Below are 21,530 nucleotides of genomic sequence, written 5' to 3'. Positions count from 1 at the left end.
GTGGCTTTTTTATGTACGGGCATTTATCACTAAAGTCCGGCCAACTGAATTGAATGGGATTTAGTTTTTCGCTGTAACATAAGTGTCATAATTGATTCATATAATCCCAGCGATGATTGATACGGTTTCCCCATCTATGAGCACAAAACAACGAACTAGCTTGACTCAGGAGCGCCTGGGTGGCTGGCGCCAAGCTAAAGATAGCCTAACTAATTTCACTATTACCGCCGGTGGTATGGGGGTATTAGTCGCAATCCTGCTGATTTTCTTCTATTTGCTTTACGAAATTGTGCCGCTGTTTAAGTCGGCCAGTTTAGAGCCCCTGCAAACCTATTCTGTAGCAGCTAATGGTGATGTCCTCTATTTGGCGATGGAAGAACAGGCCGAGGTTGCCATGCAGCTGGATCGTGGCGGCCAGGTGCAGTTTTTCTTTGCTGAGGATGGCGCTACGATTAAACAGTTCCAGCTACCTGTAGAGGGGGCTATTACCAGCTTTGCGCTGAACTCGGAACAGCAGCCACTGTTTGCTGTCGCTGCAAATAACCAAGTGGTGTTGGCTGCGCCAAAATACAAGATTAGTTACCCGAATGATCAGCGCTTGATTTCACCCATTTTGGAATACCCGTATGGCGAGGTACCCATATCTCTGGGAGAGGGCACTATAACCCAGCTGGTCGTTCGTGATACCGACGATGAAATGTTGCTAATTGCAAAAATTAATCGTCAGCTACAAGGCGTTCGGCAGATCAAAGAGGAAGACTTTTTGACTGAGGAAGTGGTGCTGAGGGAAGAACGCCTGAATTTACCGGAAGTGGATATTAATATTGATTGGCTGCTAGTGGGACCTGATCAGCGTTGGTTATATTTGATTAGCAAGTCTGGTGATTATCGGGTCATCAGTTTAGCTGATGAAGAAGTGATTGATGCCGGCCGCTTTTTTGATGGTGACAGAGTTACCGATGTCCGGTTTTTATTGGGCGATATTTCACTGCTTGTAGCTAGTGATCAAGGAGAAGTAGTACAAACTTTTATGGTGCGTCAGCCGGGTAAAACACCACGGTTGAGAAACATTAGACAATTCCAGCAAAGTGATACTGCTATTAAACAATTAGTGGTGGAGCATCGTCGCAAAGGATTTGTCACGTTAGACCAAAACAATGAAGTGAGTATCTACCATACGACCTCTGGTCGTCATTTATTAGCCAAAAGTGTTGCTGCGAATACCACTAACATTCAGCAACTAGCATTGGCACCAAGAGCTGATGCACTGCTAAGCCGAACTCAGAGTGGTGAGTTTACCTATTGGGATTTATATAATGAGCACCCGGAGGTTTCCTGGCAAGCACTGTGGGAAAAAGTCTGGTACGAGAGTTACCCTGAACCTGATTACATCTGGCAGTCTTCGGCGTCCAATACTGATTTTGAGGCGAAATACAGTTTTACCCCGCTAGCATTTGGTACGTTAAAGGCGGCATTTTATGCCATGCTAATTGCTACCCCATTAGCCTTGTGTGGTGCAATCTACACTGCATATTTCATGGCGCCGACTGTACGCAGAAAAGTTAAGCCGTTAGTGGAGTTAATGGAGGCGCTGCCTACTGTAATTTTAGGGTTTTTAGCAGGCTTATGGCTGGCTCCTTTTATGGAAAGAAATTTACCCGGTGTTTTTAGTATTTTCTTAATGATGCCCATCGGCGTGCTGATGTTTGGATTTGCCTGGAGTCGATTGCCTAATAAAATTCGACTCAGCGTGCCTGATGGCTGGCATCCTATTTTATTAATCCCTGTTGTCATTTTTATCTGCTGGGGCTGTGTCGCTGCCAGCGGAATATTGGAAGTATGGTTTTTTCATGGCGATATGCGCGCCTGGCTAACTCATGACCTCGGTATTTCTTATGATCAGCGTAATGCGATGGTGGTTGGAGTTGCAATGGGGTTTGCGGTGGTGCCAACTATTTTTTCTATCGCAGAAGATGCGATTTTCTCAGTACCAAAGTCTTTGAGTTATGGTTCACTCGCGTTAGGCGCAACACCATGGCAGACCTTAATTGGAGTAATTATACCTACGGCCAGTCCAGGCATATTTTCTGCTTTAATGATTGGGATGGGGCGTGCGGTAGGCGAAACTATGATTGTATTAATGGCTACAGGCAATACACCGGTGATGGACGCCAATATTTTTGAAGGCATGCGAACTCTGGCAGCTAATATCGCTGTTGAAATTGGTGAAACAGAAGTCGATAGCTCACATTTTCGGGTGTTATTCCTGGCGGCTTTCGTACTGTTTTTATTTACTTTTGCAGTCAATACCGTGGCAGAAGTTGTACGCCAGCGCTTGCGTAAGAAGTACGGTTCCCTGTAACCACCGTTGCGCGTTGATTTATTAGCATGAGCTGCAAGTGATAGCTCATATTAAACATAGCCTGATTGAATTCAGGTTAAGTTATTAAATAGTGTAATTTTATGACAATAGTTGAACAAACAAGGTTATCAGTGAAGCCGCAATCAGCTAAACAATGGTTGCGCAATGGCGATCCGTTCATTTGGTTAAATGCTGCTGCGGTTAGTATTAGTGTAGTCGCTGTTGTGGGCTTGCTGTTGCTGCTGGCGGTACGGGGTTTTGGCCATTTTTGGCCTAGTGATGTACTGCAGGCACAATACGCATTACCAGGTCAGCCAGTAAAAACGATTATTGGCGAAGTGGTTGAAAGTGAACAGGTCTCGCTTGAACAGCTGAAATCAGCGGGAGTTAATCTTGATAGCGATAGTCTGTTTATTACCCGCAGCTTAATCAAGCAGGGTAATCGCGATGTTTCAGGTATGGATTTTGCCTGGATTATAGAGGATTTTGTCAGCGATAAAACCTACCCTGAAGATATTATGGCCATAGAGCGCCGTGAATGGGGTAATTTTTACGGTTACCTTAAAACGGTAAAAGAATCTGGAAATATTGTTGTCACTGAAAATACCTGGGCTGAATTTCAAACCCGTATTCAACGCGCACTACAGATTCATAATGACATTGAAACTATAGAAAAAGGTGATATTGGCGCCATTAACTATCAGATTGAACGTTTGCGTTTAGCTGGTCGTAGTCTGGAGTTAAAAAACAATATCAGTGCTGCAGATAAGGCATTAGCGCAGGCAGATATTGCTACCACCCGAGCGGAGTTGGATCAGCGCTATGCGGTATTACAAGAGCAGTTGGTGACACTCTATCAGCAAATTAATCGCGACAGTTTTATTGCTGAGACCATGAGTGGTGCGGAGGTAGAAATTCCGTTAGCGGTAGTCGTGCATGCTTATCAACCCAATGGCATGAATGTGCTACAGAAGTCTGTTGCCTATCTCGAAAAGTTTTGGGAGTTTCTAAGTGATGAACCCCGAGAGGCTAATACTGAAGGTGGTATTTTCCCCGCCATTTTTGGTACCGTAATGATGGTGTTGTTAATGTCGGTGATGGTGACCCCGTTTGGTGTGGTTGCAGCCGTATATTTGCGAGAGTATGCCAGACAAGGTTTGATGACCCGTATTATTAGAATTGCCGTAAACAATTTGGCAGGGGTGCCATCGATTGTTTATGGGGTATTCGGCTTGGGTTTCTTCATTTATTTTCTCGGCGCTGAAATTGATAAGGCGCTTTTCCCTGCGGCGTTGCCAGCACCGACTTTTGGTACTCCAGGTTTATTATGGGCTTCATTAACCTTGGCGTTGTTGACATTGCCAGTAGTTATTGTGGCAACAGAAGAAGGTTTGTCACGGATTCCTAAAGCCTTGCGAGAAGGCAGTTTGGCGCTAGGTGCAACTAAAGCGGAAACATTGTGGCGTGTAGTGTTGCCAATGGCTAGCCCTGCCATGATGACGGGTTTGATTTTGGCGGTTGCTCGTGCAGCCGGTGAGGTAGCGCCATTGATGTTGGTGGGTGTGGTCAAACTGGCACCGTCACTACCGGTTGATGGTAATTATCCTTATATGCATTTGGATCAAAAGTTTATGCACCTGGGGTTTCATATCTATGATGTGGGCTTTCAAAGTCCTAATGTTGAAGCAGCCAGACCATTAGTTTATGCCACGGCTTTATTACTGGTCGTGATTATTGCCCTGCTGAACTTTAGCGCGGTTGCTTTACGTAATCATCTGCGTGAGAAATATAAATCGCTGGAAATGTAAAGTGCCCAAGTATTTTCAATACATAGTGTTGAAAAAATATTAATGAATAGTGAGAGTTTAAACGTGAAATCACATGCAATAAATATGGACGGTATCGGTCGCTCTGCGCAGCAATATACTATGGCTGATGAAGAAGTTAGCTTGTCTGTGCATGATCTAAACCTGTTTTATGAAGGGAAAAAGCAGGCGCTCTACGATATTAATTTATCGATACCCCAGCAGCGTGTAACTGCATTTATTGGGCCTAGTGGATGCGGTAAGTCTACCTTGCTACGCTGCTTTAACCGAATGAATGACTTGGTTGATGGCTGCGAAATCACCGGGAAAATTTTGTTGGATCAGGATGATATCTATCAGCGTGGTATCGATGTGGCCTCATTACGCCGTCGTATCGGCATGGTATTCCAGAAACCAAACCCTTTTCCCAAGTCGATTTATGAAAACGTGGCTTATGGTTTGCGAATTCAGGGTGTGAATAAAAAGCGCGTACTGGATGAGGTGGTTGAAAAATCCTTGCGCCAGGCAGCGTTATGGGACGAAGTCAAAGACCGTTTACACGATAGCGCTCTAGGTATGTCGGGCGGTCAGCAGCAGCGCTTGGTAATTGCTCGCACTATTGCGATTGAGCCAGAAGTACTGTTATTGGATGAGCCTGCGTCAGCACTGGACCCGATTTCAACATTAAAAATCGAAGAGCTGATAAATGAGCTAAAATCCAAATACACCATTGTGATCGTTACTCACAATATGCAGCAGGCGGCGCGAGTTTCAGATTACACAGCGTTTTTGTATATGGGCAAGCTGATTGAGTTTGATACGACGGATAAACTATTCACTAACCCAAATAAAAAGCAAACAGAAGATTATATTACTGGTCGATATGGTTAAGCGGCTTAGTGTGTTAATTCTGGAACCCCACAGGATTTTATTATGATTGATAAAGATACCCACGGACATCATATCTCCCAGCAGTTTAATAATGAGCTGGATGAAATTAAAACCCATTTATTGGAAATGGGTGGTATGGTTGAAAAACAGGTACGCGAAGCTATTTCATCTTTAATAGATGCCGATGCGCCGAAAGCTGAGTTGGTTAAATTAGACGATAAAAAAATTAACTATATGGAGCGATCCATTGATGAGGAGTGCACACGCATTCTAGCGCGCCGTCAACCCGCTGCAAGTGATTTGAGATTAGTGATCGCTATCAGTAAAGCCGTAATTGATTTGGAGCGGATTGGTGATGAGGCTGGAAAAATTGCTACCCAGGCGTTACAGCTAATTGAAACTGGAGAATCGCCGCGCGGTTATAAAGAAATTCGTCATATCGGTAATCATGTCGGTTACATGGTGCGTGATGCCCTTGATGCTTTTGCCCGATTTGACCCCGATATGGCACTGGCAGTAGCGAAAGAAGATAAGTTAGTTGATGAAGAGTATGGGAGTGCTGTACGCAGTATTATTACTTTTATGATGGAAGATCCGCGCTCGATTAGTCAGATGATTAATGTGTTGTGGACCTTGCGTGCTTTGGAACGAGTAGGTGACCATGCCCGGAACATTGCCGAGCATGTTATTTATTTAGTGAAAGGAAAAGATGTTCGTCATATTGGTATTACTGCAATGACGGCTGAAGTTGAAGACAAAAAATAGAGAGCTTGTTGGCTATCTGTCGAATATTGGGCTCACTTCTGTCCGGGATAAATTAGCAGTTTTAGAGTTTCAGCCTTCACTAATAGCACGAAACGTGTCGAGATAAGACGGAGACTCAATTTTTTATTCGTCATTCCAGATCGGCGTCGGGGATGACTTCAACTTATCTGGTGTGTTTTAGATTTATCCCGGACAGAAGCGAGTGCAATACTCGACTGACATAGTTATTTTTTGTTGGTTATTAAGTAAGCAGTTATAAAAATATTCCCGCCCCGGTCCCAGTGGCCAATCCAGCAAAATCCACAATACCAATAGGGCTGACCAGCTGACCAGGAAGGCTATCGAGTAAGGCAGCATGGTTGCAATGATAGTGCCTATCCCAGCTTCTTTGTCGTAACGCTGTACAAAAGCGACGACCACCCCAAAATACGGCATCAGTGGCGTAATGATATTGGTCGAGCTATCACCGATCCGGTAAGCGACTTGAGTGGCTTCAGGGCTAATGCCCAATAATAAAAACATCGGGACAAAGATGGGGGCAAACAATGCCCACTTGGCGGATGAGCTGCCAATTAAGCAGTTGATTAACGCCGACATAATAACGAAGCTCACCATTAGGGTGGGCGCACTCAAATTCATCGACTGCAAAAATTGCGCGCCATTAATTGCACTAATAGCACCCAGTTGACTCCAGTTAAAATAACTAACAAATTGCGCCGCAAAAAACATCAGCACAATGTAGCTTGCCATCATGCTGATACTGGTTTCCATACCGTCAATAAAATCATCTTGTCGAGTAAAATTACCACTGACTTTGCCGTACAGTAAGCCAGCGATGGCAGCATAAATAGCAATGAGAACCACAATGCCTTTGATAAAAGGCGAGTTTAAAATGCTGCCGTTATCCGCACGCAGTAACCCTTGTTCCGGTATAAGAGTGGCTAATAATAGGGCAATGCAAACAACTGAAAATAGACCTACGCTTTGCAACGCCTTTTTTTCTGCAGGATTCAGAGTGGTTCTTACGGCTTCGGTAATGTTTGCAGTCGTTTCACCCAAGCGGGGGATCACAATTTTTTCTGTGATCCATGTACCTACTACGCTGATGAGTAATGTTGACACAATAATAAAATAATAATTGGCGGCGGCACTAACTTCGTAACCGGGTTTGACCAATGATGCAGCTTCTGCTGAGATTCCGCCCAGAATTGCATCCACCGGGCCGATTAAAAGATTGGCGCTAAAGCCTCCGGATACGCCAGCAAATGCTGCGGCAATACCGGCAATTGGGTGACGTCCAGCAGCTTGAAAAACCAGCGCGGCTAAAGGTATGAGCACCACATAGCCAGTATCCATTGCCAGGCTTGATAGCACACCGCTAAATACAATAAAGAAACTCAATAATTGTCTGGGTGCCTTTAATACTGTGGCGGTCAGCACTGCAGCGATTAATCCCGAACGCTCAGCGACACCGATGCCCATAATAGCGACTAACACCGAGCCTACGGGTGCAAATTGGGTAAAGTTGCTAACGCTTTTAGTTAATATGAGATGTAGACCATCACGGCTGAGTAGGCTGCTTACGGTGATGGTGTCGCCACTAACCGGATGTATGGCGTGTATATCCATTGCCGCAGTTATTGCGGAGAGGGCAATAATAAAACCACACAGATAAATAAATAATAGAGTGGGGTGAGGCAGTTTATTTCCCGCCTGTTCAATTTTTATCAGAAGTCGCTCACTGAGCGAGGTGTGGTTCATGGTGTGTTCTCTTTGAGTAGTGATAGCCGATAGTTCATTTGGTGGCCACAAAATTATTATCTAATCAGTTTAGTAAGCTGAGCCGCTGACAAGTAACGCGCCTTGCTAAATCACTGCTTGCTCGTTACTGTTGTTGCTAACATTCCCACATAGTCTTATTGAACTGCCGTCCTAATGCAAACGCCTGTTAAAGTTTCTCAAAAACAATTATTTGCTCTGTATTTTGCCATTATGGCTACTGGTATGGGCCAGACAGTGGTGTTTGCGGTTATTCCGATGCTGGGACGGGAACTGGCATTGGACCAGTTGGTCGTCAATCTTCCATTTTTTGGTGCTTTTGCGCTGAAAGAGCTAGCCATTACTTCATTGACCTCCATAGCGTCGCTTACTTTTTTTATAGCTGCGCCTTATTGGGGGCGGCGCAGTGACCGGGTTGGCCGTAAGCCGATCATTATCATTGGGTTGCTGGGCTATACACTGGGGACACTGGCATTTAATGGCAGTGCGCAATTGGGTTTGAATGGGGTGCTGGCGGGCTTTGGGCTTTATCTCATGTTAATGGTGACGCGGATTTTATTGGTGCTGGTAATGTCCGCAACGCATCCGGCGGCGTCGGCTTATATGATCGATGTGACTAGCTTGCAGAAGCGTACCAAAGGCATGGGGAAGATGTCTGCGGCGAGCCAAATAGGCACTATGGTTGGGCCCGCGTTGGGTACACTGGTGGCAATTAGTTATTTAGCGCCACTGTATTTACAAGCTTTTCTTACCTTTGTGGCGGCTATTTTGGTGTGGCGTTTATTGCCCGATAGTGGTTTGGATATTTCGAAGAGGCGGGAGCTGCCCAGGCTGCGCTATTTCGATAAACGTTACCGTGTTTATTTAGGTATCGGCTTAGTGCTGTATACGATGATGGGTATGGTGCAGCAAACTCTGGGGTTTTATTTTCAGGATGTATTGCAGTTGGAATCCAAACAGGCGGTACAGCAGTTTGCCTTGGCAATGGTGGTGTGTTCATCGGCGATGTTATTTTCACAGTTAGTGATTGTACAGCGCTGGAATGTTCACCCTATGAGGTTGTTTCGGGTAGGTTTACCCCTGGTGATTGCTGGTTATTTATTACTTGCAAATACCGCAGCATTATTCTGGTTGATGGTGGGTATGGGTCTATTTGGAATGGGCATGGGGATGGCATCACCCGGCTATAACGTCACGGCCACTATGACGGTGAATCATGACGAGCAAGGCGCGTTGGCAGGTTTGTCAGCCTCGGCACCAGGCATGGGGTATGTGATTGGTCCGTTGCTAGGCGGTTTTATTTATTCTATAGAGCCCAGTTATACTTACTGGTTCGCCGGTTTGGTGTTAGTCCCCTTATTTTTCTATGCTATCAAACTAAAAGATCCAGAGGCTGATGCGGGTTAATACATGAAGTTGTTGTGTCGTAACTACCGTTATTTGTTATCCGTGTTGTTAGTTGTATTCTTGCAGGGTTGTAGTACCCAGGGTTTTCATATCAAGCAATTAGCCAAGTCCGATATTGATATGGTGACGGACATGGTGTGGCAAGAAAATCAGCAGGTTTTAATTAGACTGCTACAAAAACTGTATAAGCGAAACCCATCCGAGCTGGCGAAAAATGTGGCTATGACGGTAAAGCAGCGAGAGCAGATGTTGTTTCAGCAATCTGGCCATTTACGTTTTGCCGAGTTGCAGTTTGCAGAAGAGATATCGGCGATGAGTTTAGCGTTTGATTCCCGTTTTGAGGGCGATCGGGTATTTGCACTGATGGTGGGTTTAACAGGCATGTTGCGGCATTCGTATAATTACAACGATGACTTTTTTCTGACGGACGAGTTGGATGCGCAGGTGCTTTATAACAGTGCCAGAAATATCGAGGTTATGGCCTGGAAACTGAAGCATAAAAAGAACACCGCTGGCAGGGCGTTTATTATTAGTAACCGACGCAACGGTGTATTGGATAACACGAGTTTTGATCGCTTGTACGGTAAACTCATTCAAACGCAGGATTTAATGGCGAAAATTATTGCCGATCGTGATAATCGCACTATAAATACCGTTTTGAAAAGTACCTTGTCAGTATTCCTGCCAATCTAGCCTTCAAGGCTATTACTTCTTTTTTTGAAAATACCGCGGGGTGGTTTCTATGCCTGATAATTCCCGGCGGATTAAGTCCAGCGTAGTAGCGGTGACTATTTGCTGGAACCATTGTCGTGAAGCGTTAAATTGTAAACGCCGACTTTGCAGGTTGCCCTTAGCCCCCCAAGCCATCCAAACAGTTCCGACGGGTTTGTCATCGCTACCGCCGTCTGGTCCGGCAATACCAGAAACTGCGATGGCATAATCAGCGCCGCTGCGGCTAATAGCGCCGGCAGCCATTGCCAGTACTACGGGTTCGCTGACCGCGCCATGCGCTAACAATATTGCGGGGTCAACTCCGATTAGTTGCTGCTTCATACTGTTGGAATAGGTGACAAAGCCGGCTTCAAACACCGCAGATGCCCCGGCTATTTCAGTGATTGATGCGGCAATTAAACCACCAGTACAGGATTCGGCGGTGGTAATTTTTTGTTGTCTTCTGTTGAGTAAATCAATCACTGCTGACGCTAGTGTGCAGTTGTTTTCACCAATAATATAGTCACCAATTTTTTCTTGTAATTGCTGGTAGCACTTTTTTTGCAAGGCTTGGTGCGCGGTATTATGAATGCTGAGTTTTACTTCCAATAAGGGTAGGCCCGCTCTAAATCCCAGTTCCACTTCGGCGGGCCAGTCAGTCAGTTCTTTATTCACTAATTGCTGCAAGCTGGATTCACCTAGCCCAAAAGTCTGGAGGCGGATCGTTGAAATATATTCGTCATTGGGAAAGCGCTGGCAAATGAGTTCGACGATGGTTTGTTCCATCATTAAGCGTAATTCACTGGGTACACCCGGCGTGCAAATGATCAAGCAGTCGTTGTGATTGATGCAAAAACCGACGGCACTGCCGGTGGGGTTGGGAATGATTTCGACGCCCTTGGGGAGTTGTGCTTGTTTCAGGTTGGCATCATTCATCGGCAGTTTGCGTCGATCACACCACTGTTGCAGATGGTTTGCTGCGGTGCGATTTACTTCGATGGGCTGCTTGACTAGCAGCGACAGTGCTTGAGCCGTCAGGTCGTCAACAGTTGGTCCCAAACCGCCATTGACTATAAGCACGTCGGCTTGTTGGCTGATAAGATCCATCTCTGTTACCAAGCCATTGATATCATCGCTGATCGTGACTTTACGGTGAATGTTATAGGTTTTGTTGGCCAATAATTCTGCGATCATAGCCGAGTTGGAGTCCACGGTATGTCCCGACATAAGTTCATTACCGGTGAGTAATAATTGTATTTTCATAATCGCTTTATAGTGTTTTGATGGTTATGGTGTCCGCAGACAAATTGCAGCAATACAAGTAAGGACGCTATAGTAACGAATCCGTTTTCAATTGGCTGTAGTTAATTGTTATCCGCATATGTTGTTTGCCAAACAAAACTATTTGATAGGTAAGAAACCATGAATGATTTTCCTGAAATTGACTTCCATGAATTCCATTTGCGGGATTTACCCGGTCGATTAGCTTCAGGTAACGGTGTACTCGCTGCGATGGCAGCACGAGAATTACCCAGTATTGGTTTTATCTTAAAGGATTCTGATCACGCTTATAGTTATATGCCTGGCAGCGAGAGTATTGCTATTGTTGCAGGCACAGAGGCGGAAACCATTATTGAGATCGAGGCCAGTAGCTGGCAGGGCTTGGTACATGATTTAGAGTCGGCCCCGGTTTGGTGTATGGCAATAGTATTACGGTAGTGCGAGGTGACCCGATGAATTTCATCCGGTGGGAGCCGGCAATACGTGCGATGTTTCACGGTAGGCCTTTATATGACGCGAGTCTGCCGATTACGTCTAGCAGGGGAGTGGTGATAGATCCTGCGGCGGTATTTCCTTTAACGGATGATACGGTACCGATAAGAGATTTTCTGGACGCAACAGGTTATGTGCTGTTGAAAAATGTGTTTTCAGAGCAGGAGTTAACTCTGTTTCGGTCGGGTGCAGAAAAATTGAAATCGATGGCGAAAGAGGGGGATAACACTTCCTGGTGGGGGAAAAATCAAAGGGGCGATGCTGTCTTGACCCGGGTGATTCACGCTGCGGTGTTGGCTGAGTTTAACCGTTTGTATCAACATCCCCAAGTCAAAAAAATCGAAGCGATGTTGCCGGAGTTAAAAGCGATGAGCCCTGATGAAGTGGACGGGGTTACGGTTGTCTACAAAAATCCCGCTATGGTGGCGGGCTTATCGGATTTACCCTGGCATCGCGATTGCGGATTGGGAGGTCATGCGGTGATGTGCCCGAAGATTATCTGCAGTATTTATTTATATGACGCAACACCAGCAGCCGGGGCATTAAAGTTTTTACCGGGCTCGCATAAGGCTAGCTTTGGTTTTATGGATGCCAACGATAATGCAGCGCCAACTGGTGTGACGGTTGCGGCGAAGGCGGGAGATGTGAGCTTGCACTACAGTGATGTTATGCATTGCGCGCCACCACCTGCACTAGGGAGTCATGAATACCGGATCAGTGTGTTGCTGAATTTTGATCGTGATTTCCAGCATCACCGCGGTCAGCGTCATTACAATGATGTGTTGTTAGGGAGTGAGGACGGCCAGATAGATCATCTGGCGAAAGCCGTGGAGAAGGCCTGATACTGCTGGCTTATGGCGCCGGTGGATCCAGTAACAAATTGAATTCCCGGTACAATTCACCGTCGGCCCAACGAAACTGCAGGATGAAATTTAAATAGGGTTCTTTAATGGGCTGGGGTGAGGATATCGTTAGCAGCCCTAGCTCGTTCACATCAAACCGCAGTTCCTGATACAGCGCGCTGCGGTCAACGCCCATTTGATTGTAAATATCAGCCGGTGCCTGGTTGATCAATAATTCAGCTGGACCAAAATCCTCATGCTTGCGAATAGGCAGTTGAGCATTCAGGGGTTCCCCTAGATTGGATTTGATGGATATCTCACCGAGTTCCAGAGCATGAGTAGTGAGCGCTAAAAGCAGGCTGCTCAGCAGGAGTGTTGTGCGTATTAGTGGGAGCGGCAGTGTGGCTAGCAGTTTCACTGGTGTGTCCTTGGCTGATCAATGAGAGTTGAGTATAGGTCAATATGCTGATGTTGTTAGTCTTTGGAAGATACGCCATTTTACTGGCAAAAACTTTGAATTGGTCGTCATTTATTTGAGTTTGACAACTCCTTGTCGCATCGCGGTGTATCTAAATACGCTAATGACTTTTTATTTAATTTATTGATTTATTTATAAATTATTCGTATATCGGACCCTTATTATTACCGTGATTCGCATCACAGTTCCGACAGTTTATTGGCTATAATTCCGGCCTGATTAGTCAATTAATTGTTGTTTCGGGGTGCTGAGAGTTGCTTGTACAAGCTGGGTATAATGCAGGGGTATGGTCTAAACGATCGTTGCAATTAGGTGCGTTGCTGCTGGTATTGTTGCAGGGTTGTAGTGCGATTGAGGTGCGTGATGAGCCCATGAAGACCGCTACTGATTCCGTTAGTACGAATGAGGTGGTGGTAATGGTAAAGCCGCCGGTTAAAGTCTCGCCAACTTCGGAGCCGCTGCCGCAAAGCGTGGTGCCGACTCAGCAGCCAAAGCCACAATCGTTGGCCATAGTGTTGATTAAGGGCAATGAAAATTACCAGCAAATTGCCAATGCGGTCGCCCAGAGGTTTGCAGGCGAAAGTGAAGTCTTTGAGCTGTCTTCCCCAGCGCCCCAAGCGTCAGAAATTAATCGCTTGAAAAACTCAAAGCATCAGCAAGTGTTGCTAATTGGTGCTGCAGCCGCCCGTTGGGCAGTAGACCTTGAGGATAGACATCGAGTATTTGCGCAAGTCTTTAATCATCAGCAGGAAGGCTTGTTGGAGGCAGGGTTTTCAGGTGTGAGTATGGTGCCTGATGCGGATCAATTGTTTTCGACATGGAAAACGTTAGCGCCAAACTTGACTCATGTCGGCATTATTACCGGCCCGCAAAATGAACAGACTATTGCACAGATTAAATTGGCTGGGCAGCGTTTTGATATTGAGGTTTTACACCGAGAGGCCGCCAATGATAAAGAAATGCTGTATGAATTAAAGCAGTTAAATGAAGAGGTGCAGGGCTATTGGCTATTGCCGGATCATCGCATTTTAAGTCGTCGCACGATGAAGGACTTCATGAGTATCAGTGTCAAGCAGGGCAAGCAGGTCGCACTCTTTAATCAGCAGTTACTGAAGTATGGCGGTTTAATGTACGTGGGTGCAGATCCAGACGATATTGCTCAGCAGGCTATTGTACAGCTATCGACAACCGGGCCTTCATTTAGATTATTAGAAAAAGCAGTAATCGAAATAAATCAACGAGCTGTGGAACAGCTAAATTTAGCCCTGTAGATGCCGGGGCAATTAAACGGATTGAATGAAAGTGACGTATAAGAAATTACAAATAATGTCAGAAAAATTGCGACTTCAAGTTAAAGAAAGCCTACAGGATTTAGTTGGCTGTATTGAAATGAAGTGGGCGCAATTTGGCAGCCGATTACGACAGTCAGAGCTGTTGACACGTAGGCATGGACGAAAGAAATCAGGTAGTTTGGTGCGCCGCTTCCAATTGTTGTTGTTAAGTTGGGGGTGCTGGTGTATATCATGGCGGTAACCGGATTCTGGATCATTTCCAGCAATGCCATTCAAAATACTTTTGAACAGCAAGCTGGGCAATGGATGAATAAACTGGACGAACTCAGTACTCCGCTTTATGTGTCACAAGATATCAATGAATTTACTGCAATAGAAAATTACATTAATAATTATTCGGAAGTATCCTATTTAAAGTTTTATAAAGCTGATGGCGTTGGTGTGCTGGCTGAATATATTGCATCCTCTTCAGCTGACCTTGATGTGCCTGTCTTTAATAAGAGTGTCTTTGATGATTTTACCCGTACCGAGCTAAAAAATGGCCGCGCTATAAGCAATGTGATTACTGTGCAGCATTCGTTGATGCGAATGATTGCGCCGGTCTCGATTGTGTCAATGCGCGCGGATGAAATGCTGGATTTTGATATGGATGACTCTGCTGCTGAGAGCGTGGAAGTCATCGGCTATATTGATATGGGTCTTGATTTTAGTTCACACCAAAGTCATTTGGTGGACAATATTATCAAGGGCAGTTTTTTCTTCGCAATATTGTTTTGTATAGCAGCTGTGATTGGTCGTCAGTTAACTACCAATGCGCTAAAACCACTACTTGATTTACGTGAACCATTAAATCGTCTGGCTCAAGGTGATACTGATGTTTGGGTCAGTAAAAATGGCGATGAAGAAATCGTCGCAATTAGCAATGCGTTAAATGCCACGATTAATGCGATTAAAGGCCGCGATGCAGAGTTACGCCGATTGGCAGATTACGATGCCTTAACCGGTTTAATAAATAAGCGTAGTTTTAATAATTTATTAGAGCAAGAGAAGCAGCGAGTTGTTAAAGAAAAGGATAAAAGCGCGTTATTCTTTATCGATTTGGATCAATTTAAATATGTTAATGACACGTTAGGTCATGCATCTGGCGATCGCTTGCTGGTACAAATTGCTGAGCTGTTAAAAAAGCGTATGCGGACGGATGATGTGGTTTGTCGATTAGGTGGTGATGAATTTGCGGTATTGGCTAAATCAGTTGATAAGTCGGGCGCAATTGAAATTGCTAACTCTATCGTTAAATCTATGTATGATTTTTTGTTTATCGAGCAAGGTAAGACGTTTAATATTTATTGCTCAGTGGGTGCGGCCTTGATAGAAGCAGATAAGCAAAGTGCTGAAGAGGCTTTCTCTAACGCAGATATGGCTTGTTATAACGCCAAATCGCAAGGCCGAAATCGTTTTCATTTGTATGAGGCGCAAGCCAATGATGAAAATAAATTGGATATTGGTTGGTCACATCGTATTGCTGAAGCGTTGGCTAATGATAAATTTGTGCTGCATTACCAGCCTATTGTCGGAGTAGAAGAAGGCGGTATCCCTAGTTATGAGGCGCTGCTGCGGATGATAGGCGAAGAGGGTGAATTGGTACCGCCTAACTTATTTATTCCAGTAGCCGAACGCTTTGGATTAGCTACCGAAATCGACTACTGGGTAATCAGGCACAGTATGAAGGCGTTGGAAGCGTTGAATAATGAAGGTCGCCGAGTTCGGTTTTATGTCAACCTTTCGGGGCAGCTGTTGGTAGACCCTGATTTTGTAAATCGTGTCGTTAGAACATTTAATGAATATGATATAGATGCCTCTCAAGTAGTGTTTGAACTAACCGAGCGGGCCGCAGTGGGTAATATCTATAATGCTTCGCAGAAAATGGTTCGCTTGCAGTCTTATGGCTTCCAGTTTGCAGTGGATGATTTTGGTTCCGGCTTTAGTTCGTTTTCGTATTTGAAAAATATGCCGGTAGAATATGTGAAAATTGAAGGTGAGTTTGTTGAGCGGATATTGGAAGATAAAATTGATCGCGCTCTGGTTAAATCGATGGTGGACATTGCCAAGGCCTGTGGTAAAAAAGTGGTGGCAGAATATGTTGGTGATCAGGAAACCTATGATTTGCTTAAAAGCTACGGTATTGATTATGCACAAGGTTTTTTCATCGCCAAGCCTTCAGCTGATGTTGTCAGGGGAAATACGGATCCAGTTCTACCCGAAAATGTAACAGCGTTGAAAACGCATCAGGGCTGATGGCTTTATTCGAGTTACATCGTTTACTGTACAGATAAAAAAAGAGAAGCCATTGGCTTCTCTTTTTTTGTTTAAAGATGACATTTTTTCATTGTGGTGTGCGCAGCACCATCAGACGAATCTCCGTCATATCTTCAATGGCATAGCGGATGCCTTCGCGGCCAACGCCGCTGTCTTTAACGCCGCCGTAGGGCATATTATCGACCCGCCAGGAGGGAACGTCGCCGATGACAACACCACCTACATCAAGTGTGTCCCAGGCTTTATAGGCTTTGTAGATGTCACGGGTGAAAATTCCAGCTTGAAGACCAAAATCACTATCATTCACGGCAGCAAGTGCCTGATCAAATTCATCAAATACCGATAGTACAACGACTGGGCCAAACGCTTCTTTGGTATTGATGTTGCAATCTGATGGCACGTTTTCCAATACCGTCGCTTCCAGCATGGCGCCGTCTCGCTGGCCGCCGCAAAGAATAGTGGCTCCCTGGGCGCTTGCTTCCTGCACCCAGCTATCGAGTCGTCTCGCCTCGCTTTCTGAAATCATTGGCCCGATAAAGGTGGTTTCATCTTTGGGGTCGCCCATTACCAATGCTTTGGTGGCTTTGACAAAGCGTTGCTTGAATTCATCGTACAGTGAGCTGTGAATCATGATCCGTTGCACACCGATACAGCTTTGCCCCGATTGATAAAATGAACCAAAAATAATTCGCTCCACGGCGTCATCCAGGTCCGTATCGTGGTCGACAATACAGGCGGCATTGCCTCCCAGCTCTAATACCACCGGTTTTTTGCCAGCTCTGGCTTTTAAATCCCAGCCTACATCCGGTGAACCCGTAAAGCTTAATAATTTAAAGCGATCATCAACGGTGAACAAATCGGCGCCATCGCGATGACAGGGTAAAATTGAAAATGCACCAATCGGTAAATTGGTTTCTGCCAGTATTTCGCCGATCATTAAAGCGCCAATCGGCGTACGACTTGCTGGTTTCAGCACGAAGGGGCAGCCGGCAGCAATTGCAGGGGCGACCTTATGAGCGGCCAGGTTTAGCGGAAAGTTAAAAGGAGAAATAAAAGAACAGGGACCAATAGGTACGCGCTTGTACATACCTTGATAGCCTTTGGCTCTGGGGGCGATTTCAAGGTTGAGTACTTCACCGCCAATACGAACGGCTTCTTCGGCGGCAATTTTGAAGGTATCAATCAGGCGCGATACTTCACCCCTGGCGTCCTTGATCGGCTTGCCGGCCTCTATACACAGTGCCATTGCCATTTCTTCAAAGCGTTCTTCAAAACGTTTAACGCAATGGTTAAGCACATTTTGACGTTCGTAAGGAGGAAATTTGGCCATCGCTTCGGTGGCATCTACTGCGGCAGCAATTGCTTGATCAATGGTGGCGGCATCAGCCATTGCTACCTGAGTCGCCACTTCACCCGTATATTTATCAGTCACATCAAGATCATTATTGGCCTGTACTGCCTTGTTGGCTAAGTAGTAGGGGTATTGCGTTTGTAACATAATGATGTCCCGTTTTTAAATGAGTGGTCGCTTAAATGCGCTTACTAAGTTCTCTGATCTCGTCATTGAGAATGCGATCATTCTCAGAATAATCAACAGGGACATCAATTAAATGCACGCCATGTTCAGCTTGGCAGGCCTTAAGCAATGGCAATAAATCTTCTGTTTTTTCTATGCGGTAGCCTTTTGCGCCATAGCTTTCTGCATACTTAACAAAATCGGGGTTGCCGTAGTCCAGACCGTAGTTATCAAAGTTCATATTGGCCTGTTTCCACTTGATCATACCGTAAGCATCATCACGCAGAATGATGATGGTGAGGTGCATGTTTAAACGCACCGCAGTTTCCATTTCCTGAGAATTCATCATAAAGCCGCCATCACCACAGATAGCGGTAACCGCTTTATTTGGAGAGACTAGATGCGCGGCCATGGCTGAAGGCAAGCCGGCCCCCATAGTCGCCAGCGCGTTATCCAGTAGCACGGTATTGGGTTTTTTGGCGCGATAGTTACGGGCAAACCATATTTTATAGACACCATTATCCAAAGCGATGATGCCGTCATCGGGCATGGCTGCTCGAACATCAGCCACCAGACGTTGTGGGTAAACGGGCCAGCGGTCGTCATCAGCGCCTTCCAGGATGTGGGCATCCATATGTGATTTTACTTCCATGAAGTAATTAAAGTTCCAGTGCTGTTGCGCGGTGATGCGCTCTTTCATCTGCCAGATGCTATTAGCAATATCACCTAACACTTCGACTTGCGGGAAATAGACGGGGTCGACTTGGGCGGAATTAAAATTCACATGAATCACTTTGCTGAGTTCATGCATAAAGAACGGCGGTTTTTCAACCACATCGTGCCCCACATTGATAATCAAATCTGCTGCATTAATCGCGCGATGGACGAAGTCACCGTCTGACAAGGTCGTGTTACCTAAAAACAGTTCACTGGTTTCATCGATAACACCTTTACCCATTTGAGTAGTGACAAAGGGGATGCCGGTTTTAGCAACAAATTCCGTGAGCATCTTGCTTGGTAATTTTCTGTTGGCGCCAGCGCCAACCAGAATTAACGGCTGAATAGATTTTTCAATCATTTCTACGGCGTGGCGCACACCTTTTTCTTCGGCAATTGGGCGGCGATGTGTGCTGATATTAACCAGCGCGGTATTGCTGTCTTCATCAGCAATGTCTTCGGGTAATTCCAGATGTGTAGCGCCAGGGCGCTCTTCTTCAGCAAGCCGAAACGCTTCACGTACTTTGGAGGGAATATTGTCGCTACTGACGATCTGGTGGGTAAATTTGGTCAGTGGTCCCATCATGTCGACCACATCGACAATTTGGAACTGGCCTTGCTTGCTTGATTTGACCGGTTTTTGTCCGGTAATCATTAGCATCGGCATAGCACCTAGTTGTGCATACGCTGCAGCGGTAACGAAATTTGTCGCCCTGGTCCCAGTGTAGACATGCAGACACCGGCTTTTCCTGTCAAACGGCCATAAGTTGCCGCCATAAAGCCGGCGGCTTGTTCATGACGAGTCAGGATTAGCTTGATTGATGAATGGCGTAACGACTCAAGCATGTCCAGGTTTTCTTCGCCAGGAATACCAAAGATGTATTCAACTCCTTCTGCTTCTAGAGCCTTTACGAAAAGGTCAGATGCTTTCATTGCTTTCTCCTATATGGTGGGGGGGCAGGGCGTGTTGAAAATTTATTGTGTCTTTTTGTATAGACCAGAAAGAGGCTAAACACGAGCGAAAATGGCAAATCTATGGGATCGGGTGCGAGTAGTAAACGTTGAGCTGGTGCTACTGTAGTCAGGGTGTAAATTATTGCTGGAATAGATTTCCTTTCTAATTTAAAAAAACCTATATAAATCAGCGGCATATAGATTTCCGTGGTAGTTCGCATTGTCGTCTCGTAATTTTTGCGCCAAGATAGTGCGAAAATTAATGCCGACCTGTCGAATGTGTCGGATTATTTAACACTGCTGGGTTTGCTTATGATTTACGGGAATATTGACTGATTACTGTCCAGAGTTAGTATCATATATACAGGTTGACGCTTGGGCATAGGAAGTTAATATCGGTTTTTGAATGACTGGTGTAATTACTTGAACTGAATTCGGCGCTATAAGGCGGGTTATTTTTATTTTTAAGTTATATAAATCAATAGTTTAGTGTATTTTTTGGGGCAGTAATTTAAACCGGTAGGCAGGGTAAATTTAGCAGGCAGGGGTGAAAAAATATTTCATATTATATGCTGATAATTATTTGGATAATCAGTATATTGCATTGTTATCAATAAATTTTGCTTCCTAAGTGTAATGTTCCTTGTGAGGGGGTGTCGGTACTTTTTTTGATACGGGTGTAACATTTGGTGGGTACTAATTTGCAGTGGTTATGTCCTATTGATAGGTCATTATGTTTATGGACGACGATATTTTTGACATAAGTCATTACATGTCGTTCTTTAGCAGTCCGATTATTGATAGGTTTGCCTGTAACCTATTGATATTTAAAAATAAATTATTTATTGGCACCAATATTGACTATTAATTCATGTCTTAGAAAGACGGTGCGACGAAAGTTATGTCGCTTAATAATAAAACCTTAAACAATAAAACAAGACGGAAAAAGCCAAACTCATCGTGAGGTGGGGACGGAAAGCCAAGGGTCTTAATCCAGTAATAATGGAAGTTAGTTTACAAGGAAGCGATCAAGATAGCCGGTCACCCTTCGAGTAAACCCTCGAGGATAGTATTATGAAAAAATTAGCATTAGCCACAGCATTAGTAGGTGCATCTGTTGCCGCTCAAGCGGACTACGTTCCATTCATCCTGACTGATTCATTTGTAGCGAACCAGTTCCAGCCAGTTCCTGGTAGCTTGGGCGGCTCTCCTGATTCAGGTTCACTACAGCTTGACTTGGATACTTTCGTATTGTCTGGTTCTGTTGCAATCAGTTCAGTTACTAACGTAACAAACTTTGATTACACTGCAGACTGGTCATTAAGCATGATCACTGGTGCTTTGACTGTTTCTAACCGTAGCTGTACTAATAACCCAGGTGACGTGTTTGGCGCATGTACTACTTTCATGCTTGAGCAAGTTTATGCAACTACTAACGATGCAGGCCCAGGTTCAACTAACTTCACTGTTACTTCTCCTGAGCCAGGTAGCGCAGTAGCAAATGTATACTCCTTCAACTTCCAGGCTGTTGGTGGTCCAGTATCTGAAGTACCAGTACCTGCAGCTGCATGGTTGTTCGGTTCAGCTCTTGTTGGTTTGGCTGGTATCGGTCGTAAGCGTGCTTAATTGATTGCGACCTTCGGGTTGTTAATCGAGAAACGCGAGCCTTGGGCTCGCGTTTTTTTTGTCTGGGTTTTGTGCCTATAAGTGGTTTGTTATGAGTCATGATATTAAAGAGAAGGTACTCAAGAATAATAATGTGCTGGCTATTATCATGGTCTCGATTTATTCCTTCCCGCTACGCTGAGTGAGGGTTTGTCAGCTGCTTCAATAGTTAAATCGGTTTTTCCTTTTTCTATGCGCTTGGTTTGCCGTAATAGTGCCGAAGTGTTTTCCAGGAAATATTTTCTTTATTCCAGGTT

Annotated in this window: 15 protein-coding genes, 1 pseudogene and 1 riboswitch; of the genes and pseudogenes, 11 read left to right on the top strand and 5 right to left on the bottom strand. The window is 45.0% G+C overall.

The features are described from left to right. Nucleotides 1-136: 136 nt before the first annotated feature. The 4 genes from UNITIG_RS21575 to phoU all read left to right on the top strand — a co-directional run bounded on the left by UNITIG_RS21575 (nt 137) and on the right by phoU (nt 5,823). On the top strand, nt 137-2,362 hold the full coding sequence (locus UNITIG_RS21575) for an ABC transporter permease subunit (protein WP_200821413.1): 2,226 nt from the start codon (nt 137-139) through the stop codon (nt 2,360-2,362). Nucleotides 2,363-2,463: 101 nt separating this feature from the next. After that, nucleotides 2,464-4,170, top strand: coding sequence for a phosphate ABC transporter permease PstA (gene pstA, locus UNITIG_RS21570; protein WP_101760406.1), 1,707 nt, complete (start codon nt 2,464-2,466; stop codon nt 4,168-4,170). Between the two features lie 120 nt (nt 4,171-4,290). Then, nucleotides 4,291-5,058 carry a phosphate ABC transporter ATP-binding protein PstB gene (gene pstB / locus UNITIG_RS21565; protein WP_235015589.1) on the top strand — a complete coding sequence of 256 codons (768 nt, stop codon included), beginning with the start codon at nt 4,291-4,293 and terminating at the stop codon, nt 5,056-5,058. Between the two features lie 42 nt (nt 5,059-5,100). Further along, nucleotides 5,101-5,823 carry a phosphate signaling complex protein PhoU gene (gene phoU / locus UNITIG_RS21560; protein WP_101760404.1) on the top strand — a complete coding sequence of 241 codons (723 nt, stop codon included), beginning with the start codon at nt 5,101-5,103 and terminating at the stop codon, nt 5,821-5,823. Nucleotides 5,824-6,006: 183 nt separating this feature from the next. Here phoU and UNITIG_RS21555 read toward each other — a convergent pair whose 3' ends face one another. Continuing rightward, on the bottom strand, nt 6,007-7,584 hold the full coding sequence (locus UNITIG_RS21555) for an AbgT family transporter (RefSeq protein WP_101760403.1): 1,578 nt from the start codon (nt 7,582-7,584) through the stop codon (nt 6,007-6,009). 174 nt (nt 7,585-7,758) lie between these two features. Between UNITIG_RS21555 and UNITIG_RS21550 the strand changes: the two genes are divergently transcribed. Both UNITIG_RS21550 and UNITIG_RS21545 read left to right on the top strand, forming a co-directional pair. Further along, entirely contained in the window at nt 7,759-9,009 is a 1,251-nt protein-coding gene (locus UNITIG_RS21550) for an MFS transporter (protein WP_101760402.1), read from the top strand. 3 nt (nt 9,010-9,012) lie between these two features. Further along, on the top strand, nt 9,013-9,702 hold the full coding sequence (locus UNITIG_RS21545) for a hypothetical protein (RefSeq protein ID WP_101760401.1): 690 nt from the start codon (nt 9,013-9,015) through the stop codon (nt 9,700-9,702). Nucleotides 9,703-9,714: 12 nt separating this feature from the next. Here the strand turns inward: UNITIG_RS21545 and UNITIG_RS21540 are convergent, their stop codons facing one another. Continuing rightward, nucleotides 9,715-10,983: a CinA family nicotinamide mononucleotide deamidase-related protein gene (locus UNITIG_RS21540; protein WP_101760400.1), complete on the bottom strand. Its 1,269-nt coding sequence runs from the start codon at nt 10,981-10,983 to the stop codon at nt 9,715-9,717. A 159-nt stretch (nt 10,984-11,142) separates the two neighbouring features. On the opposite strand from UNITIG_RS21540, the gene UNITIG_RS21535 reads away from it, so the two are divergent. Continuing rightward, nucleotides 11,143-11,439, top strand: a complete 297-nt coding sequence (locus tag UNITIG_RS21535; RefSeq protein WP_101760399.1) for a hypothetical protein — start codon at nt 11,143-11,145, stop codon at nt 11,437-11,439. 14 nt (nt 11,440-11,453) lie between these two features. Further along, the gene (locus UNITIG_RS21530; RefSeq protein ID WP_101760398.1) at nt 11,454-12,335 is read left to right on the top strand and encodes a phytanoyl-CoA dioxygenase family protein; all 882 of its coding nucleotides are present in this window, start codon (nt 11,454-11,456) and stop codon (nt 12,333-12,335) included. A gap of 10 nt (nt 12,336-12,345) precedes the next feature. Here the strand turns inward: UNITIG_RS21530 and UNITIG_RS21525 are convergent, their stop codons facing one another. Continuing rightward, complete coding sequence (locus UNITIG_RS21525; RefSeq protein WP_101760397.1) at nt 12,346-12,753, bottom strand: FimV family protein; 408 nt, start codon at nt 12,751-12,753, stop codon at nt 12,346-12,348. A 314-nt stretch (nt 12,754-13,067) separates the two neighbouring features. Here UNITIG_RS21525 and UNITIG_RS21520 point away from each other — a divergent pair, with 314 nt between their 5' ends. After that, the gene (locus tag UNITIG_RS21520) at nt 13,068-14,084 is read left to right on the top strand and encodes a hypothetical protein (RefSeq protein ID WP_145999257.1); all 1,017 of its coding nucleotides are present in this window, start codon (nt 13,068-13,070) and stop codon (nt 14,082-14,084) included. A gap of 252 nt (nt 14,085-14,336) precedes the next feature. Beyond that, nucleotides 14,337-16,400: a bifunctional diguanylate cyclase/phosphodiesterase gene (locus UNITIG_RS21515; protein WP_101760395.1), complete on the top strand. Its 2,064-nt coding sequence runs from the start codon at nt 14,337-14,339 to the stop codon at nt 16,398-16,400. 88 nt (nt 16,401-16,488) lie between these two features. On the opposite strand, the gene UNITIG_RS21510 is transcribed toward UNITIG_RS21515, so the two are convergent. Continuing rightward, nucleotides 16,489-17,919 carry an aldehyde dehydrogenase family protein gene (locus UNITIG_RS21510; RefSeq protein WP_101760394.1) on the bottom strand — a complete coding sequence of 477 codons (1,431 nt, stop codon included), beginning with the start codon at nt 17,917-17,919 and terminating at the stop codon, nt 16,489-16,491. A 31-nt stretch (nt 17,920-17,950) separates the two neighbouring features. Then, nucleotides 17,951-19,587: pseudogene (locus UNITIG_RS21505) on the bottom strand (acetolactate synthase large subunit). 959 nt (nt 19,588-20,546) lie between these two features. Beyond that, nucleotides 20,547-20,657, top strand: a riboswitch (cyclic di-GMP riboswitch). Between the two features lie 25 nt (nt 20,658-20,682). On the opposite strand from UNITIG_RS21505, the gene UNITIG_RS23805 reads away from it, so the two are divergent. After that, nucleotides 20,683-21,234 (top strand): VPLPA-CTERM sorting domain-containing protein, encoded by a 552-nt coding sequence (locus UNITIG_RS23805; RefSeq protein WP_200821412.1) that lies wholly within the window; start codon nt 20,683-20,685, stop codon nt 21,232-21,234. Nucleotides 21,235-21,530 lie beyond the last annotated feature (296 nt).

This window comes from Oceanicoccus sp. KOV_DT_Chl (assembly GCF_900120175.1).
Lineage (GTDB): Bacteria > Pseudomonadota > Gammaproteobacteria > Pseudomonadales > Dasaniaceae > Oceanicoccus.
Note: the sequence above shows the minus strand (reverse complement) of the source record. Positions and strands in the feature narration are given on the sequence as shown.

Coding starts and splice junctions, on each gene's coding strand:
- UNITIG_RS21575 (WP_200821413.1), top strand. CDS start 137: ATGAGCACAAAACAACGAACTAGCTTGACTCAGGAGCGCCTGGGTGGC.
- UNITIG_RS21540 (WP_101760400.1), bottom strand. CDS start 10,983: ATGAAAATACAATTATTACTCACCGGTAATGAACTTATGTCGGGACAT.
- phoU (WP_101760404.1), top strand. CDS start 5,101: ATGATTGATAAAGATACCCACGGACATCATATCTCCCAGCAGTTTAAT.
- UNITIG_RS21545 (WP_101760401.1), top strand. CDS start 9,013: ATGAAGTTGTTGTGTCGTAACTACCGTTATTTGTTATCCGTGTTGTTA.
- UNITIG_RS23805 (WP_200821412.1), top strand. CDS start 20,683: ATGAAAAAATTAGCATTAGCCACAGCATTAGTAGGTGCATCTGTTGCC.
- UNITIG_RS21510 (WP_101760394.1), bottom strand. CDS start 17,919: ATGTTACAAACGCAATACCCCTACTACTTAGCCAACAAGGCAGTACAG.
- UNITIG_RS21550 (WP_101760402.1), top strand. CDS start 7,759: ATGCAAACGCCTGTTAAAGTTTCTCAAAAACAATTATTTGCTCTGTAT.
- UNITIG_RS21555 (WP_101760403.1), bottom strand. CDS start 7,584: ATGAACCACACCTCGCTCAGTGAGCGACTTCTGATAAAAATTGAACAG.
- pstA (WP_101760406.1), top strand. CDS start 2,464: ATGACAATAGTTGAACAAACAAGGTTATCAGTGAAGCCGCAATCAGCT.
- UNITIG_RS21530 (WP_101760398.1), top strand. CDS start 11,454: ATGAATTTCATCCGGTGGGAGCCGGCAATACGTGCGATGTTTCACGGT.
- pstB (WP_235015589.1), top strand. CDS start 4,291: ATGGCTGATGAAGAAGTTAGCTTGTCTGTGCATGATCTAAACCTGTTT.
- UNITIG_RS21515 (WP_101760395.1), top strand. CDS start 14,337: ATGGCGGTAACCGGATTCTGGATCATTTCCAGCAATGCCATTCAAAAT.
- UNITIG_RS21535 (WP_101760399.1), top strand. CDS start 11,143: ATGAATGATTTTCCTGAAATTGACTTCCATGAATTCCATTTGCGGGAT.